Annotated in this window: 12 protein-coding genes; 3 read left to right on the top strand and 9 right to left on the bottom strand. The window is 68.4% G+C overall.

From position 1 onward, the window contains the following. Positions 1-302: 302 nt before the first annotated feature. Together L942_RS17440 and L942_RS17445 are read right to left on the bottom strand one after the other, a co-directional pair. The gene (locus L942_RS17440; RefSeq protein ID WP_037361586.1) at positions 303-2792 is read right to left on the bottom strand and encodes a DNA gyrase/topoisomerase IV subunit A; all 2490 of its coding nucleotides are present in this window, start codon (positions 2790-2792) and stop codon (positions 303-305) included. Between the two features lie 32 nt (positions 2793-2824). Continuing rightward, positions 2825-4876, bottom strand: a complete 2052-nt coding sequence (locus L942_RS17445; protein WP_037361633.1) for a DNA gyrase/topoisomerase IV subunit B — start codon at positions 4874-4876, stop codon at positions 2825-2827. A gap of 241 nt (positions 4877-5117) precedes the next feature. Here L942_RS17445 and L942_RS17450 point away from each other — a divergent pair, with 241 nt between their 5' ends. Further along, entirely contained in the window at positions 5118-6212 is a 1095-nt protein-coding gene (locus tag L942_RS17450; protein ID WP_037361587.1) for an LLM class flavin-dependent oxidoreductase, read from the top strand. Positions 6213-6242: 30 nt separating this feature from the next. Continuing rightward, positions 6243-6848: an FMN reductase gene (locus L942_RS17455; RefSeq protein ID WP_037361589.1), complete on the top strand. Its 606-nt coding sequence runs from the start codon at positions 6243-6245 to the stop codon at positions 6846-6848. Here the strand turns inward: L942_RS17455 and L942_RS17460 are convergent. Both L942_RS17460 and L942_RS17465 read right to left on the bottom strand, forming a co-directional pair. Beyond that, the gene (locus L942_RS17460; RefSeq protein WP_037361591.1) at positions 6842-7462 is read right to left on the bottom strand and encodes a class I SAM-dependent DNA methyltransferase; all 621 of its coding nucleotides are present in this window, start codon (positions 7460-7462) and stop codon (positions 6842-6844) included. The two genes, L942_RS17455 and L942_RS17460, sit on opposite strands and share 7 nt — an antisense overlap. 3 nt (positions 7463-7465) lie before the next feature. Beyond that, positions 7466-8122: a GNAT family N-acetyltransferase gene (locus tag L942_RS17465; protein WP_235079209.1), complete on the bottom strand. Its 657-nt coding sequence runs from the start codon at positions 8120-8122 to the stop codon at positions 7466-7468. Between the two features lie 109 nt (positions 8123-8231). On the opposite strand from L942_RS17465, the gene L942_RS17470 reads away from it, so the two are divergent. Continuing rightward, a complete protein-coding gene (locus L942_RS17470; protein WP_037361595.1) occupies positions 8232-8645 on the top strand; it encodes a PGPGW domain-containing protein in 414 nt (137 codons plus the stop codon). Positions 8646-8701: 56 nt separating this feature from the next. Here L942_RS17470 and L942_RS17475 read toward each other — a convergent pair whose 3' ends face one another. Genes L942_RS17475 through L942_RS17495 form a run of 5 tightly spaced genes read right to left on the bottom strand, consistent with a single transcriptional unit; the run spans position 8702 to position 15806 of the window. Then, positions 8702-11191: a glycoside hydrolase family 2 gene (locus tag L942_RS17475; protein ID WP_037361597.1), complete on the bottom strand. Its 2490-nt coding sequence runs from the start codon at positions 11189-11191 to the stop codon at positions 8702-8704. 50 nt (positions 11192-11241) lie between these two features. Then, on the bottom strand, positions 11242-12225 hold the full coding sequence (locus tag L942_RS17480; RefSeq protein WP_037361599.1) for an ABC transporter permease: 984 nt from the start codon (positions 12223-12225) through the stop codon (positions 11242-11244). Next, a complete protein-coding gene (locus tag L942_RS17485) occupies positions 12222-13181 on the bottom strand; it encodes an ABC transporter permease (protein ID WP_037361600.1) in 960 nt (319 codons plus the stop codon). The genes L942_RS17480 and L942_RS17485 overlap by 4 nt, the downstream gene beginning before the upstream one ends. Beyond that, a complete protein-coding gene (locus tag L942_RS17490; RefSeq protein ID WP_037361602.1) occupies positions 13153-14730 on the bottom strand; it encodes a sugar ABC transporter ATP-binding protein in 1578 nt (525 codons plus the stop codon). Before L942_RS17490 ends, L942_RS17485 begins: the two co-directional genes overlap by 29 nt. Next, the gene (locus tag L942_RS17495) at positions 14730-15806 is read right to left on the bottom strand and encodes an ABC transporter substrate-binding protein (protein WP_037361604.1); all 1077 of its coding nucleotides are present in this window, start codon (positions 15804-15806) and stop codon (positions 14730-14732) included. Before L942_RS17495 ends, L942_RS17490 begins: the two co-directional genes overlap by 1 nt. Positions 15807-15950: the final 144 nt, after the last annotated feature.

Below are 15950 nucleotides of genomic sequence, written 5' to 3' on the forward strand. Positions count from 1 at the left end.
GGGGGAGGGGTGGGTGCCTCGGGGGGTGGGTGTGGTGCTGCCGGTTTGGGGGGGGTGGGGCTGGTGCCTCGGTGAGGCAATGAGGCTTATCCCGGTGCTGGTGGGCGGGCTGGTTGTGAAAGGGCCTTGGGGGAATCTAGGTCCGTGAATGGGTGGCGGATTCGTGCGGTGTTGCCACAACCCGTTGCCCCCGAGGGTCCCTTGGTTCGGGTGGGTCGTAAGGGGAGCCCCGAGCGAATCGGAGTCCGGGGGTCCCCTCACGAGCGGGGGCGGATCGCGTGGATCGAACCCCCTCGGTGTTGCTACCCGCGTTCGATGAGGTGGCCTACTACTTCCGGGCCGGGGTGGGCGTGGCCGGAGGCGTCGCGGCGGAGGTCTGGTTCCGGGAGTTCCACTGGGTCGCCGGTGCGGCTCGCGCCTGCTGGGCGCGGGCCTACCCAGGCGACCTGGACCGCGGTTTCTCCCTTGAGGAAGCGGTGTGCTCGCACGCCGCCGGTGGCTCGGCCCTTCGCCGGGTATTCGCTGAAGGGCGTGACCTTCACGCTCTGGCCCGTGGCCGTCACGACCATGGGCTCGCCGTGTTCTTCGTCGTCGGTGCGAATGGCGCCGAAGAACACCGCGGTGGTGTTCGCGGCCAGTTTGATGCCCGCCATGCCGCCGCTCTTGGTGCCTTGCGGGCGGATCAGGCTCGCCGCGAAGCGCAGCAGGGACGAGTCCGACGAGATGAAGGCCAGGGTTTCGTTTCCGTCGGTCAGCCAGGTCGCGCCGATGATTTCGTCGCCCGGCTTGAGGCTGATGACCTCGAACTCGTCCGAACGCACCGGCCAATCCGGCGCGCAGACCTTCACGACACCGCCACGGGTGCCGATCGCCAGGCCGGGCGAGTCGCCTGCCTGCTCGCCCAGGGGCGCGATGCCGACGACGCGTTCGCCCTTTTCCAGCGGTACCAGCTCTTTCGCCGCCATCCCGCCGCGCAGCGAGACGGTGCCCGCTTGCTCGGGAAGCACGGGCAGGGGCAGCACGTCCGTCTTGAACGCGCGGCCTCGGCTGGTCACCAGCAGCACCTGGCCGCGCGCGGTCGTGTGCACCACGGCGGACACGGCGTCGTGCTTTACGCGGCCGTTTCGGCGGCGGACTTCCGACGCTTCTTCGGATTCCGCCGCGGTGCGGGCGACCAAGCCGGTGGCCGACAGGATCACCTGGCACGGGTCGTCCGCCACTTCCAGTGGGCCGGACGGCTTCGACGCGGCCAGGACTTCCTTCAGATCGCCGTCGATGAGCCGGGTGCGGCGGGCGGTCGGGAAGTCCTTCGCGATCTTCGCCAGCTCCGTCGACACGAGCTTCTTCAGGACCGACTCGTCCTCGAGGATCGTGGTCAGCTCGGCGATTTCCGCGCGCAGCTTGTCCTGCTCGTTTTCCAGTTCCAGGCGGTCGTACTTCGTGAGACGGCGCAGCGGAGTGTCGAGAATGTACGTCGCCTGGGTCTCGGACAGCTTGAACTTCGTCATCAGGCCTTCCTTCGCGGCGGCCGCGTTTTCGCTTTCGCGGATCAGCCGGATGACCTTGTCGATGTTCAGCAGCGCGATCAGCAGACCGTCGACCAGGTGCAGGCGCTCTTCGCGCTTGCGGCGGCGGTAGCGCGTGCGCCGCGTGACGACCTCGTAGCGGTGCTTCAGGAAGACTTCCAGCAGCGCCTTCAGGCCGAGCGTCTGCGGCTGGCCGTCGACGAGCACCAGGTTGTTGATGCCGAACGACTGCTCCAGCGGCGTGAGCCGGTACAGATCCGCCAGCAGCGCCTGCGGGTTGACGCCCACCTTGCACTCGATCACGAGCCGGGTGCCGTTCTCGCGGTCGGTGAGGTCCTTGACGTCCGCGATTCCGGTGAGCCGCTTGGACTTGTTGACCTCGTCGGTGATCTTCTCGATCACCTTCTCCGGGCCGACGCCGTACGGCAGCTCGGTGACCGTGATGGCCTGGCGTCCGCGGCTGCCTTCCAGCGGGCCGGTCTCGGCGTTCGCGCGCATCCGGACCACGCCGCGGCCGGTTTCGTAGGCCTTGCGGACCTCGTCCAGGCCCAGCAGGCTGCCGCCGGTGGGCAGGTCCGGGCCGGGGACGTACTCCATCAGCTTGTCGAGCGTGGCGTTCGGATGGTTGATCAGCCACCGCGCGGCGCCGATCACCTCGCCGAGATTGTGCGGGATCATGTTGGTCGCCATGCCGACCGCGATCCCGGACGTGCCGTTGACCAGCAGGTTCGGGTAGGCCGCCGGCAGCACCGAAGGCTCTTCGAGCGAACCGTCGTAGTTCGGCCGGAAGTCGACGGTGTCCTCGCCGAGTTCGCCGACGAGCAGCATCGCCTCGTTCGACATCCGGGCCTCGGTGTACCGCGAGGCGGCCGGTCCGTCGTCCGGGCTGCCGAAGTTCCCGTGCCCGTCGATCAACGGCGCGTTCATCGAGAAGTCCTGCGCCAGCCGGACCATCGCGTCGTAGATCGCCACGTCGCCGTGCGGGTGGTACTTGCCCATGACGTCGCCGACCACGCGCGAGGACTTCACGTACGCGTGCGTCGGGCGGTAGCCGTTCTCGTTCATCGAGAACAGGATTCGGCGGTGCACTGGCTTCAGGCCGTCCCGCGCGTCCGGGAGGGCGCGCGAGTGGATCACCGAGTACGCGTATTCCAGGTACGAGTCTTCGATCTCCGTCTTCAGCGGGTTGTCGAAGACCTGCGCGCCCGGCGAGTCGAACGCGCTCGGGTCGACCCGGGTCACCGGGGTCTTGCTACGGCGAGCCATGGCTCACAACTCCTTGGGAACGAACGGAAAACTCAGACGTCGATGGCGTCGCGGTCGACGCGGTCGGACGATTCGACCAGCCAGTTGCGCCGCGGCTCGACCTTCTCGCCCATCAGCAGTTCCAGCGCCAGCTCCGCGGCCTCGACGTCCTCGAGCGTGATCCGCCGGACCGAGCGCGTCGCCGGGTTCATCGTGGTCTCCCACAGTTCGTCGGCGTCCATCTCGCCGAGGCCCTTGAACCGCGGCACCGGGGTGACGACCTGCTTGCCCGCGGCCTCGAGTTCGGCGACCTTCTGCTCCATCTCGCGCTGGGTGAAGGTGAAGATGGTCTCCGAACCGCGGCCCTTCGTGGTGATCTTGTGCAGCGGCGGCATGGCCGCGTACAGCCGGCCGTCCTCGATCACCGGGCGCATGTACTTCGCGAACAGCGTGATCAGCAGCGTGCGGATGTGCGAACCGTCGACATCCGCGTCCGCCATCAGGATCACCCGGCCGTAGCGCATCGTGGACAGGTCGAAGGTGCGGCCGGTGCCCGCGCCGAGCACCTGCACGATCGACGCGATCTCGGCGTTCTTCAACGTGTCGCCGAGAGACGCCTTCTGCACGTTGAGGATCTTGCCGCGCAACGGCAGCAGCGCCTGGTACTCCGACACTCGCGCCATCCGCGCCGACCCGAGCGCGCTGTCGCCCTCCACCAGGAACAGTTCGCTGCGCGAGACGCCGGTGGTGCGGCAGTCGACCAGCTTCGGCGGCATCGCCGCGCCCTCGAGCGCGGTTTTGCGCCGGGCGGCGTCCTTCTGCTGTTTCTGGGTGAGCCGCACGCGCGCCGCGTCGACCACCTTCTGCAGCACGATTTTGGCCTCGGACTTGGTTTTCCGGTCCTCGGTCCAGGCCCGCACCTGCTTGTCGACGATGCCCTGGATGACGCGCGTGATGCCCGCCGTCGACAGTTCGTCCTTGGTCTGCGAGGTGAACTGCGGTTCCGGCAGCCGGACGTGGATCACCGCGGTCATGCCCTCCAGCACGTCCTCGGTGGTCGGCGGGTCCTCCTTCGCCTTGAGCAGCCCGCGCGTCTTGCCGATCGCGTCCTGCAGCGCCCGGGTGACCGCGCGGTCGAACCCGCGCCGGTGCGTGCCGCCGTGCACGTTGCGGATCGTGTTGGTGAAGCACTCCACGGTGCGCTCGTACCCGGTGCCCCAGCGCAGCGCGACCTCGACCTCGGCGTGTCGCTCCACATTGGACTGCATGACGCCGTTGGCGTCCGCCGCGTTCTCCTTGTACGTGCCCTCGCCGGTGATCATCAGCGTGCCGCAGACCGGCTTTTCGCTGTCCGGCGCGAGGAACTCGACCATGTCCGCCAGCCCGTTCGGGAAGTGGAAGGTCTCCTCGTTGATGGTGTCCTCGAACGCGGTGCGCAGCACGTACGTGACGCCGGGCACGAGGAACGCGGTGTTGCGCAGCTTCGTCCGCACGCCTTCGACGTCCAGCGCCGCGCCGGATTCGAAGTACCGCGCGTCGTACCAGTAGCGAATCGAGGTGCCGCTGCGCTCGCCGCGCTTCATCTTGCCGACGAGGTTGAGCCCGGAGCGGCGGGTGAACTTCGCCTTCGGGCCAGGGCCGTCGAACACGCCGGGCACGCCGTGCGCGAACGACATCTGGTGCACCTTGCCGTTCTGCTTCACCGTGACGTCGAAGCGGTGCGACAGCGCGTTCACCGCCGAAGCGCCGACGCCGTGCAGACCGCCGGACGTCTTGTACCCGGAGCCGCCGAACTTGCCGCCGGCATGCAGCCGGGTCAGCACCAGCTCGACGCCGGAAAGGCCGGATTTGGCGTGCACGCCGGTGGGGATGCCGCGGCCGTCGTCGTCCACCTGGACGCTGCCGTCGGCGTGCAGCGTGACGACGATCCGCGTCGCGTGGCCCGCCACCCCCTCGTCGGTGGAGTTGTCGACGACCTCGGAGAACAGGTGGTTGATGCCGCGGCTGTCGGTGGAGCCTATGTACATCCCGGGGCGCTTGCGGACCGCCTCGAGTCCTTCGAGGTGGGTCAGGTCGTCGGCCCCGTACAGAGTCTCAGCAGTCACGAGGTCGTTCTCCCGGATCGAGGCGAGCTGTTCGGTGGGCAAACCGGCGGCCGGAGCAGGGGCCCCGGGCCGTCACCGTACTGCAGGATATCCGCACCCCCCGACAGGATCGGGCCGCTGCGCCCCCGATGGGGTCCACGAGCGTGTCCCAGGTCACCGGTATAGTCCCGGAGGAATACATCTTCCACGCGAGTAGTTGTGCCGACAAGCAAGGTACGAAGCAACCGGCTAGGGAGCGGTCATGCAGTTCGGAATCTTCACGGTGGGCGACGTCACGACCGACCCCACCACGGGCGTCACGCCCACGGAGCACGAGCGCATCAAGGCGATGGTCAAGATCGCGCTCAAGGCCGAAGAGGTCGGCCTCGACGTCTTCGCCGTCGGAGAGCACCACAACCCGCCGTTCGCCGCGCCGGCGAACCCCACGGTGCTGCTCTCGAACATCGCGGCGCGGACCGAGAAGCTCGTCCTCTCGACGTCGACCACCCTGATCACCACGAACGACCCGGTGCGGCTGGCCGAGGACTACGCCATGCTGCAGCACCTGGCCGACGGGCGGCTCGACCTGATGATGGGCCGCGGCAACACCGGCCCGGTCTACCCGTGGTTCGGCCAGGACATCCGCCAGGGCATCCCGCTGGCCGTCGAGAACTACGCGCTGCTGCACCGGCTCTGGCGCGAGGAGGTCGTCGACTGGCAGGGCAAGTTCCGCACCCCGCTGCAGGGCTTCACCTCGACGCCGCGCCCGCTCGACGGCGTGCCGCCGTTCGTGTGGCACGGCTCGATCCGCAGCCCGGAGATCGCCGAACAGGCCGCGTATTACGGCGACGGGTTCTTCGCGAACCACATCTTCTGGCCGACCTCGCACTTCCAGCAGCTGATCGGGTTCTACCGGCAGCGCTACGAGCACTACGGGCACGGCAAGGCCGACCAGGCCATCGTCGGGCTCGGCGGGCAGGCGTTCATCCGGCCGAAGTCACAGGACGCGTGGAACGAATTCCGGCCGTACTTCGACAACGCGCCGGTGTACGGGCACGGCCCGTCGCTGGAGGACTTCACCGAGCAGACGCCGCTGACCGTCGGCAGCCCGCAGGAGGTCATCGACAAGACGCTGACCTTCCGCGAGCACTTCGGCGACTACCAGCGGCAGCTGTTCCTGATGGACCACGCCGGCCTGCCGCTGAAGACCGTGCTGGAGCAGCTCGACCTGCTCGGCGAAGAGGTCGTGCCGGTGCTGCGCAAGGAACTGGACGCGAAGCGCCCCGCGCACGTGCCGGACGCGCCCACGCACGAATCGCTCAAAGCGGCGCGCGAAGCCCAAGCCGTCACCGCTTGACCTGGTTTCGCCGGACTTAGTGGAGAGGTCATGACTGCACGCACTATCGCCGTGGTCACCGCGGGGCTGAGCCAGCCGTCGTCGACGCGGCTGCTGGCCGACCGGCTGGCCGAGGCCACCCGCGCCGCCCTGGTCGACGACGACGTGACGGTGAAGGTCTTCGAACTCCGCGACATCGCGGTGGACGTCACCAACAACATGCTCACCGGGTTCCCCAGCCCGCAGCTGCGGGAAGTGATCGACACCGTGACGCGCGCGGACGGCTTGATCGCCGTCACACCGGTGTTCACCGCTTCCTACAGCGGACTGTTCAAATCGTTCTTCGACGTGCTGGACAAGGAAGCGCTCGACGGCAAACCGGTGCTGCTCGCCGCGACGGGCGGCACCGAACGGCATTCGCTCGCGCTCGACTTCGCGCTGCGGCCGCTCTTCGCTTACCTTCGCGCGAACGTGGTCGCGACGGGTGTGTACGCGGCGTCGTCGGATTGGGGCAGCGTCGAGGCGACGGGTGCGTTGCAGCAGCGCGTGGAGCGGGCTGGTCGCGAACTGGCGCAGCTGGTCGCGGAGGCACCTGAGGCGAAGCCGGACGACGAGTACGCCTCGGTGTCGTTCGAGCAGTTGCTGGCTGGTCACTGACGGCTCCTGGCGGTCAAGATCGCCTGCGGCGCCGGGGTTTCCGGATCGAGGAGAAGTTCGGCCTCGACGGTGAACCCGGCGTCGCGCAGCCATGCCGTCATGCGTTCTCGCGGCCGGCGGTGCACCTGGACGTTCATCGGGTGGCCGCCGTAGCCCTGCGTTTTGAGCCGGGTTTCGTCGCCGACGTGGAACAGCAGCTGCAACAAGCCGTCCGGGCGCAGTGCTTGGCGGAAGTTCTCGAGGACGGCCGGGAGCAGCTCGTCGGGCAGGTGGATGAGCGATTGCCACGCGACGATTCCGGCCAGCGACGCGGTGGGCAACGGGTCGGTCATCGAGCCGACCTCGAACCGCAAGCGCGGATTGTCGCGCCGGGCGACCTCGATCATGCCGGGGGAGAGGTCGATGCCGTACGCGGCTACGCCGAGTTCGTTGAGGTGAGCGGTCACCTGGCCAGGGCCGCAGCCGAGATCGGCGACTGGGCCATCGACCTGCTCGGCGAACAACCGCAGCGCGGCAAGCGGATACGGCTGTTTGCCGAGCGCGTCGCGGACGAACGTGGCGTAGTCCTCAGCCACGGTGTCGTAGGACATTCGGGTTTCAGCGAGCCATTCCATGGGTCAGCCCGCCGTGGTCTGTGCGATGAGGACGGTGGCGCGCGTGGTCCAGCCCAGCGCCGAATACAGCTGTTGCCCGTCCGCGGTGGCGACGAGAATTCCGGTGGTCGCCCCGTGTGCCACGGCGTTTTCCGCGAGAGAACTCATCACCACGCTGCCGAGACCGCGGCGGCGATGCTCCGGCACGGTTTCGATCCGGTCCGCGATCGCGTCCGTGCCGACTACCGCCATGGTTCCTCGGGCGGCGACCCCTGAATCGGGATGGCGCAGCACGGTTTCGCGCACCGCGCCGTTCAGGGCGGTCGTACTCGTATAAGGCGCCGGCACCGCACGCGCCGGATGTCGACGCAGGGAAATCGTCATGAGCGCTTCGCGGGCGTCCCGCGGTTTCAGCCCCGCTTCGCGCACGATCGCCTCGGCTTCGTCCGGCCGGTTCGTCGGCACGGTCAGCCAGGTCGGGCGTGCCGCCGCGGCCACCTCTTCGGCGAGGCCGCGCAGGACCGCGGGTTCGGCGGACAACGCGACGACCTCGCGGTGCCGACCCGGTTGTTCGAGCAGCACATGCAGCCCGCCGCGGGTTTCTTCGGCGGGACGGAATCCTCGGGACGCGCCCCATCCCGCCTGCCAGCGGCGGATGAGGTCGGGCAGTGATTCGACCACGCCGAGCAGCTAAGCACCCGGCACCGACAAAATCCGGCCGGCCGGCCGCGGCGGTCCAGTATGGACAGTCCGGCTGGCAGGACCGCGAGCCCGGCGGCACACTGGCCCGATGGGATTGGGCAAGCCAGTGCGCCGGGTGCTCCTGTCGGTCGTCGGCGGGGTGCTGGTGATCGTCGGGGTGGTGCTGCTCGTGCTGCCGGGGCCGGGCTTGCTGCTGGTGCTCGCCGGGTTGCTGGTGCTGGCCTCGGAGTTCCCGGCCCTGCAGCGATTTGTCGACCCGGTGCGGACGCGGGCGATGCGCGCCGCGGAGGAGAGCGTGTCCTCGCCGCTGCGGATCGCCGGTTCGGTGCTGGCCGGGCTGGCGCTGCTGGCCGCGGGCATCGTGTGGGGGACGGTGCGGTCGCTGCCGCTGAGCGGGTGGAGTACCGGGACCAGCCTGATCCTGTCGAGTGTGATCCTGTTCGCGTTGCTGATCTGGAGTTACCGGCGGGTGCGGGCGAAGACGAAACCCGCGTCCGCGTAGAGGGGAACCCTGAGGCACTCAGGGTTCCCCTCCCGGACATTGGCGACCCGGGATCGTCAGGACGCGTACAGCTTCGCCACCTCCGCTGCCGAGAGCGCCCGGTCGTACAGCCGCACCTGGTCCACCGCCCCGTTGAGGAAGTCGACCGGGTTGCCGCCGTACTTGCCGCGGCCGATCACCGTGTGGCCGGTGGACGCCTCGCCCAGGCAAACGCTGCGCGACGCGGCCAGCTGGCCGTCCACGTACAGCGCCAGTTGCCCCGTCGCCGCATCCCGCACGCCGACCAGGTGATACCAGCGGCCGGCTTCCGGCGTGATCGGGGCGAGCGCCCGCATGCCCACGAAGCTGAACGCCAGCTTGTGGTCCGCGCCGGAATACTGCAGGAAGAACGCGCTGTGGTCGTTCCCGTCCTGGCTCACCACGGTCTGGAAACCGTCGCCGATCGAGTTGAACTTCACCCACGCGGCGACGCTGTAGCTCAGGTCGGTTTTCACCAGCGGAGCACCGGTGTCCGCGTACTGGCCGGAGCCGTTCACCGCCAGGGCCGAACCGCTGTGCCCGGCGGTCCAGGACGCGCCGCCGATGAGAGTCGCGTCGTGGTGGCCCACGGTGTCCGCTGCCGTGGTGCCGCTGTTCTCGTCGAACGGGTACGCGGCGATTCCGTCGATGCCCGGCGTGCCGGGCGGGATCACCGGACCCTGTTGCGGCGAGCCGTCGACGCCGTTGATCACCGACAGGTTCGCGGCCCGGACGGCGGCGAAGTCCATCTTCTTGACCTGACGGTCATAGGTCAGGAAGCCGTTGACCTCCTTTTCCACGTCGGTGGTCTGCGTGTACACCCCGGCCGACACGCCGCATTGCCGTCCGGCGAGCAGCAGGTGTTGCTGGAGTTCGGCGTAGCGGCGGGTGAGCGTGGCGCTGTCCGGCTCCATCTCGTAGGCGAAACTGCCGGCCGGGTCGAATTGGTGCCCGTCGACCTTCAGGCCCAGGCCGCCGTACTCGCCGTCGACCGCGGCGCGGGTCGCGTCCGGCACCGGGGTTCCGGGACCGGTGTAGGTGTGGTCGTCGTAGATGTCGCCGCGGCCGCTGTCCGGTTCGGACCGGCAGCAGTTCACGCCGGACTCCGCGTCGACGAGCCGGGTCGGGTCCCAGGCCTTGACCTGGTCGGCGATCCGGCCGACCGCGTAGTCTCCCCAGCCCTCGTTGAACGGGACCCAGGTGATGATCGACGGGAAGCTGCGGTGCTGGTCGATCATCCGGTGCAGTTCGGATTCGAAGTTGGCCTGCGCCGCGGGCGTCGCCTCGACGTCGTCCTTCATCGCGGGCATGTCCTGCCACACCAGGAGCCCGAGTTTGTCCGCGTAGTAGTACCAGCGGTCCGGTTCGACCTTGATGTGCTTGCGCACCATGTTGAACCCGAGCGCCTTCTCCTGCTCCAGGTCGAACTTCAACGCCGCGTCGGTGGGCGCGGTGTAGATGCCGTCCGGCCAGAAACCCTGGTCCAGCGGGCCCAGTTGCATCACGAACTTGCCGTTGAGCATCATCCGCTGCTTGCCGTCCGCGGTCTTCCCGACGGAAACCGACCGCAGGCCGAAGTACGACCCGACGCTGTCCCCGGAGGACAGGGAGACGCGCAGGTCGTACAGGAACGGATCGTCCGGCGTCCACAGATGCGGTTTGTTCACCTTGAGCTTCAACGGGGTGTTCGCCGGTCCGGACGCGAAGCCGACGACTCGGCCGTGGTCGTAGGCGACGGCTTGCACGCGTTGTCGCACCGGACCGCCCACCACGGCGTTCACCGTGACCGATTCGCTCGCGACGTCCGGGGTGGTGTCCACCCGCGAGATGTAGGCCGGGGTCACCGGTTCCATCCAGACGGTCTGCCAGATGCCGGACGTCGGGGTGTAGAAGATTCCGTCGCCGGGCTTGCGCTGCTTGCCGAGCGGTTGCCCGCCCGCGTCGTTGGGGTCCGTGACGCCGACGACGACTTCCTGGTCTTTCCCGGTGGTCAGCGCGTTGGTGACGTCCGCGGAAAACGCGTCGTACCCGCCGGTGTGGCGGGCGACCTGATGGCCGTTGACCCACACCGTCGTGTCGTAGTCGACCGCCTGGAAGTGCAGGATCAGCCGCTGGGCCCGGCCGCCGACGTGCCAGTTCTTCGGCACCTGGAACGTCCGCCGGTACCACATCGAGGTTTCGTGCCGCATGATTCCCGACAGCGCCGATTCGACCGGATACGGAACGAGGATGCGTTCGTCGAGACTGCGGTTGATCGGCGGGGAGTCGCCCGGCTTGGCGGCGGAGAATTCCCAGACGCCGTTGAGATTTTGCCAGTTGTCCCGGGTCAGCTGCGGCCGCGGGTATTCGGGAAGGGCGTTGGCCGGGGAGACCTGGTCGGTCCACGGGGTGGTCAGCGGTGGGGTGAGACGGTGCCATTGCGGCGGATCGGCCGCGGCGGCGGGGACACTCGACAACCCGGACACGGCCACGGCGAGCGCGGCGGCCACCGTGGCCAAACGGCCGGGTCTGCGGGCAGGACGGACCATCGTCGAACCTCCTAGTGACAGGTGGATCAGCGCGGATGGAACTGCACGGGTCAAGAACGGCGGGAGCGGGCGAGAAGTCGCTGGATCACGACGACGACCAGCAGGAACGCGCCGCTGACCACCGTCTGGTAGTTGGAATCGAGAGTGCCGACCTGGTTGATCACGTTCTGGATGAGCGTCTTGAGCAGCACGCCGACGAGCGTGCCGAGGACGGTCCCCGCCCCGCCGGTGAGCAGGGTCCCGCCGATGACCACGACGGAAATCGCGTCCAGTTCCGTGCCGACGCCGAGCACGGTGACGCCCGATTGCAGGTACGCCGCGGTGAGCACGCCGGCGAATCCGGCGAGCGTGCCGCTGAGCGTGTAGAGGGTGATTTTGGTGCGGGCCACCGGAAGGCCCATCAGCAGCGCGGACTGTTCCGCGCCGCCGAGAGCGAACACCGACTGGCCGAACCGGGTCCGGCGCAGCAGCAGGCCGCCGAGTCCGAAAAGGACCAAAGTGAGATACACCGGGACGCCGATGCCGAAGATTTTGCCTTGCCCGAGCCAAAGCAACGCTGAACCCGGCTCCACTTTGTACGTCGTCGCGCCCTCGTTGGTCAAGGCCAGCAAGAGCCCGCGCGCGAACAACAGCGAGGCGAGCGTGACGATGAACGGGGCCATTTTCGTCCGGGCGATCAGCAGTCCGTTGATCAGCCCGATCAGTCCGCATACGACTAGTGGCAGCAGAATCGCGACGGCCAGGCCGTAGCGGGAACCGTACGCGGCCAGCACGCCGCCGAGCGCGTACACCGAGCCGACGGACAGATCGATCCCGCCGGAAATGATCACGAACGTCATGCCCAGCGCGATCACTGCCAGAAAGGAACTTTGCAACGCGAGATCGCGCAGGTTGTCCGCGGACCCGAAGCGGGGAAAAGCGAACCACGCGGCGGCCACCCCCAGCACGAGCACTACGGCCGCGCCTTGGCGTTGCAGGACCGTGGCGAACGCCGCGCCGCGTTCCGACGGCGGGGCGACGGTGGTCGCGATCATCGCGTGCTCCGTTCCCGGGCGACGTATACCGCGGCGACGATGATGGCGGCCTGCACCATTTGCGCGGCGGAATCGGGCAGGTTGTGCTTGATCAGCGTGGCGTGCACCAATTGCATGAGCAGCGCGCCGAACACGGTGCCGAGCACTCGCACCCGGCCGCCGGTGAGCGGACTTCCGCCGACCACCACGGCGGTGATCGCGGACAGTTCCATCAGCAGCCCGAGGTCGTTGGGGTCACTCGCGCCGAGCCGGGCGGTGGACAGCACTCCGGCGATCGCCGCGAGCGCACCAGAGATGGCGTACACGCCGATCAGGACGCGTTTCACGGGCAGCCCGGCGAGTGTCGCCGCGGGACGGTTGCCGCCGACCGCGACCAGGTGGCGGCCGAAAGTGGTGCGCCGCACCAGCAATCCGGCCAGCACCGACAGCACAGCCGCGACCAGGACCATGATCGGCACCCCGAGGACGTCGCCGGTGCCGAGCGCGAGGAAGTCCCGGTTGTGCAGCTGGACCAGCTGTCCGTGCGCGATCACGAGCGCGAGCCCGCGGCCGCCGACGAGCAGGGCCAGGGTCGCGATGATCGGCTGAATGCCGAGCTGGGCGACCAGGAAACCGCTGAACAATCCGGAAACCACCCCGGCGATCAGCGCGACCACGATCACCGTCAGCGGCCCCGCCCCGAGATACAGCGGGACGAGCGCCGCGGCGACCGACATCACCGAGCCCACCGACAGGTCGATGCCCTCGGTGCCGATCACCAGTGCCATGCCCAGCGCGACGATGCACACCGGCGCGGCCTGCACGAGCTGGGTGCGGAAGTTGGCCGCGGACAGGAAGTTCTGCGTGAACGCGATGTTGAACAGCAGCAGCACGACCACGGCCAGGTACACGCCGTAGTTCTGCAGCCAGCTCGTGACGCGGGCTCGGTCAGGTCTCGTCAGTGTCGCGGTCGACATCGTTGTCACCCCCTGCAGCTATCGCCGCCAGCACGTTGTCCTCGGTGACCGCGTCGCCGGTCAGCTCGGTGGCGACGCTGCCGTCGCGCAGCACGACCACCCGGTCCGCGCCGTCGAGAATTTCTTCCAGCTCGGACGAAATCAGCAGCACGCCGAGCCCGTCCTGCGCCAGTTCGTCGATGAGCGCTTGCACCTCGGCCTTGGCCCCGACGTCGATGCCGCGGGTGGGTTCGTCCAGCAGCAGCACCTTCGGCCCGGTGGCGAGCCAGCGCGCGAGCAGCACCTTCTGCTGGTTGCCGCCGGACAGCTCGGACACCTTCTGCTCCGGACTGGACGCCTTGATCCGCAACCGTTCCATGAACGTCTTCACCACCCGGTCCTGTTTGGACCGGCTGACGAAGCCGAAAGTGGACAGTCGCGGCAGCGCGGCGAGCACGATGTTCTCGCGCACGGACAGGTTCGGGATGATCCCGTCCGCCTTCCGGTCCTCGGTCAGCAGCGCGATCCCGGCCCGCATCGCCGCGGAGATCTTCCCGCGTTTCAACGGCTTTCCGGCCAGCAGCACGGTGCCGCCGTCGAGCGGGAAAGCACCGACCACCGCCCGCGCGGTCTCGCTCCGGCCGGACCCGAGCAGCCCGGCCAGCCCGACGACCTCGCCCGGTCGCACGCTCACCGAAACGTCGCGCAGCTTGTTCCCGCCGGACAGGTTCGAGGCTTGCAGCAACGGTTCCTGCTCCGCGTGATGCTCCTCGCCGAACGCGGTGACGCCCTCGGCGCGGATCTGCCGGATCTCCCGGCCGAGCATCATCGACACCAGTTCGATGCGGGGCAACGGTTTCAGCGGTCCACTGTGGACCACGCGGCCATCGCGCAACACGGTGACGCTGTCGCACACCCGGTACAGCTCGTCCATTCGGTGGCTCACATACAGCACGGAGATGTCTTCGGCATGCAGCCGGGCCAGCACCTCGAACAGAGTGTCCACTTCGCGTGGTTCGAGGGACGACGTCGGCTCGTCCATCACCACCACACCGGCCTTTGTGGACACCGCGCGGGCCAGCGCGACCATCTGCTGGGCCCCGACCGCGAGCGTGTGCAGCGGACGCCGCACGTCGGTGTCGATCCCGTACCCGCTGAGCAGCTCCCGCGCCTGCGCGTTCATCGCCGACCAGTCGATCAAGCCGGTGCGGGTGCGCGGTTCCCGGCCGAGGAAGACATTGCTCGCCACGCTCATCAGCGGGACGAGGTTGACCTCCTGGTAGATGGTCGAGATCCCGGCGCGCTGCGCGTCGATCGGCCGGCGGAACTCGACCGGTTCGCCGAGGTGGCGCACCTGCCCCTCGTCCGGCCGGTACACGCCGGTGAGCACCTTGATCAAAGTGGACTTGCCCGCGCCGTTTTCCCCGACCAGCGCGTGGACTTCGCCGCGGCGCAGGGCGAAGGAGACGTTGTCGAGGGCCACGGTGCCGGGGAACCGCTTGGTCACCCCGGACACCTCAAGCACCGGTGCGGTCATGGTCGCCGCCTGGGCGTCGGCCGTGCTCGTCATCAGTACGCGTTCCCGACCTTCTGGGCCGCGTTCGATTCGTCGTAGGAGTCGTCGGTGATGACGATGCTCGGCGGGATCGGCTTGCCGTCCTCGAACTGCTGCAGCGTCTGGAACGCCAGCTGCCCGAACCGCGGGTTCGACTCGATGACCGCGTTGTAGCTGCCGTCGACGATCAGCTGCACCGCGTTGCGGGTGCCGTCGACGGACACGACCTTCACGTCCTTGCCGGGGTTCTTGCCCGCGGTCTTGAGCGCGTTGACCGCGCCGATGCCCATCTCGTCGTTCTCCGCGTAGACCGCGGTCAGGTCCGGATGGCTCTGGATCAGCTGCTCCATCACCGACTGGCCCTTCGACCGGTCGAACTCGCCGGTTTGCTCGGCGACCACGGTGAGGCCGGGCGTCTTGGCGAGTTCGTCCTTGAACCCCTTGGTGCGATCGGTGGTCACGTTGTTGCCCGAGGAGCCGAGCAGGATCGCGACCTTGCCGTTGCCGCCGGTGGATTTCGCCAGCGCGGCGGCCGCGCGGTGGCCCTGTTCGATGAAGTTGGAGCCGATGAAGGTGAGGTAGTCGGTGCACGGCTTCGACGTCACCTGCCGGTCGATGGTGACGACCGGGACCTTCTTCGCCTTCGCCGCGTCGAGCGCGGGCTGCAGGCCGTCGGAGTTCAGCGGGGCCACGATGAGCAGCTGCGCGCCCCGGTCCAGCAGCGATTTGATGTCCGAGATCTGCTTGTTGAGGTCACTCTGCGCGTTCGTGGTGAGCAGGTGGTCGGCCGGGATGCCGAGCTTGGCCGCCTCGCCGCGGATGGACTGCGTCTCGGCGATCCGGAACGGGTTCGCCTCCTTCTCCGACTGGGAGAAGCCGACGATCGCGGTCTTCGGGTCGAGCTTCGGGTAGCCGGTCTTGTCGATGGTGCAGCCGTCGGCGCTCGGCGCGGCGGACGCGGCCGAGGCGGCCGGACCGGATCCGTTGCTTTGCGCGGCCGGGGTTTCCTCGCGGCTCGTGCAGCCGGCGAGCACGAGTGCCGTGGCGGCGCCGGCGACCAGGGCGAAGCGGGCAGGGACGGACGGGGACACGGCGGACTCCTCGCAGCCGACGACTGGGGCAACCCGCTCGGCGGCGTGACGCCCGTCACTCCGCTGAGCTCCGGCTATTTTTACATCGTTGGAACAACGTTGTAAACAGGCAAAACGTCGCTACACTACGTGGTCGTCGGGGCT

Source organism: Amycolatopsis orientalis DSM 43388, from assembly GCF_000411975.1.
Lineage (GTDB): Bacteria > Actinomycetota > Actinomycetes > Mycobacteriales > Pseudonocardiaceae > Amycolatopsis > Amycolatopsis orientalis_D.

What these genes read in the sequence shown, in the direction of transcription:
- L942_RS17440 (WP_037361586.1), bottom strand. Translation starts at nt 2,792, where the DNA reads ATGGCTCGCCGTAGCAAGACCCCGGTGACCCGGGTCGACCCGAGCGCG.
- L942_RS17450 (WP_037361587.1), top strand. Translation starts at nt 5,118, where the DNA reads ATGCAGTTCGGAATCTTCACGGTGGGCGACGTCACGACCGACCCCACC.
- L942_RS17455 (WP_037361589.1), top strand. Translation starts at nt 6,243, where the DNA reads ATGACTGCACGCACTATCGCCGTGGTCACCGCGGGGCTGAGCCAGCCG.
- L942_RS17460 (WP_037361591.1), bottom strand. Translation starts at nt 7,462, where the DNA reads ATGGAATGGCTCGCTGAAACCCGAATGTCCTACGACACCGTGGCTGAG.
- L942_RS17470 (WP_037361595.1), top strand. Translation starts at nt 8,232, where the DNA reads ATGGGATTGGGCAAGCCAGTGCGCCGGGTGCTCCTGTCGGTCGTCGGC.
- L942_RS17475 (WP_037361597.1), bottom strand. Translation starts at nt 11,191, where the DNA reads ATGGTCCGTCCTGCCCGCAGACCCGGCCGTTTGGCCACGGTGGCCGCC.
- L942_RS17480 (WP_037361599.1), bottom strand. Translation starts at nt 12,225, where the DNA reads ATGATCGCGACCACCGTCGCCCCGCCGTCGGAACGCGGCGCGGCGTTC.
- L942_RS17485 (WP_037361600.1), bottom strand. Translation starts at nt 13,181, where the DNA reads ATGTCGACCGCGACACTGACGAGACCTGACCGAGCCCGCGTCACGAGC.
- L942_RS17490 (WP_037361602.1), bottom strand. Translation starts at nt 14,730, where the DNA reads ATGACGAGCACGGCCGACGCCCAGGCGGCGACCATGACCGCACCGGTG.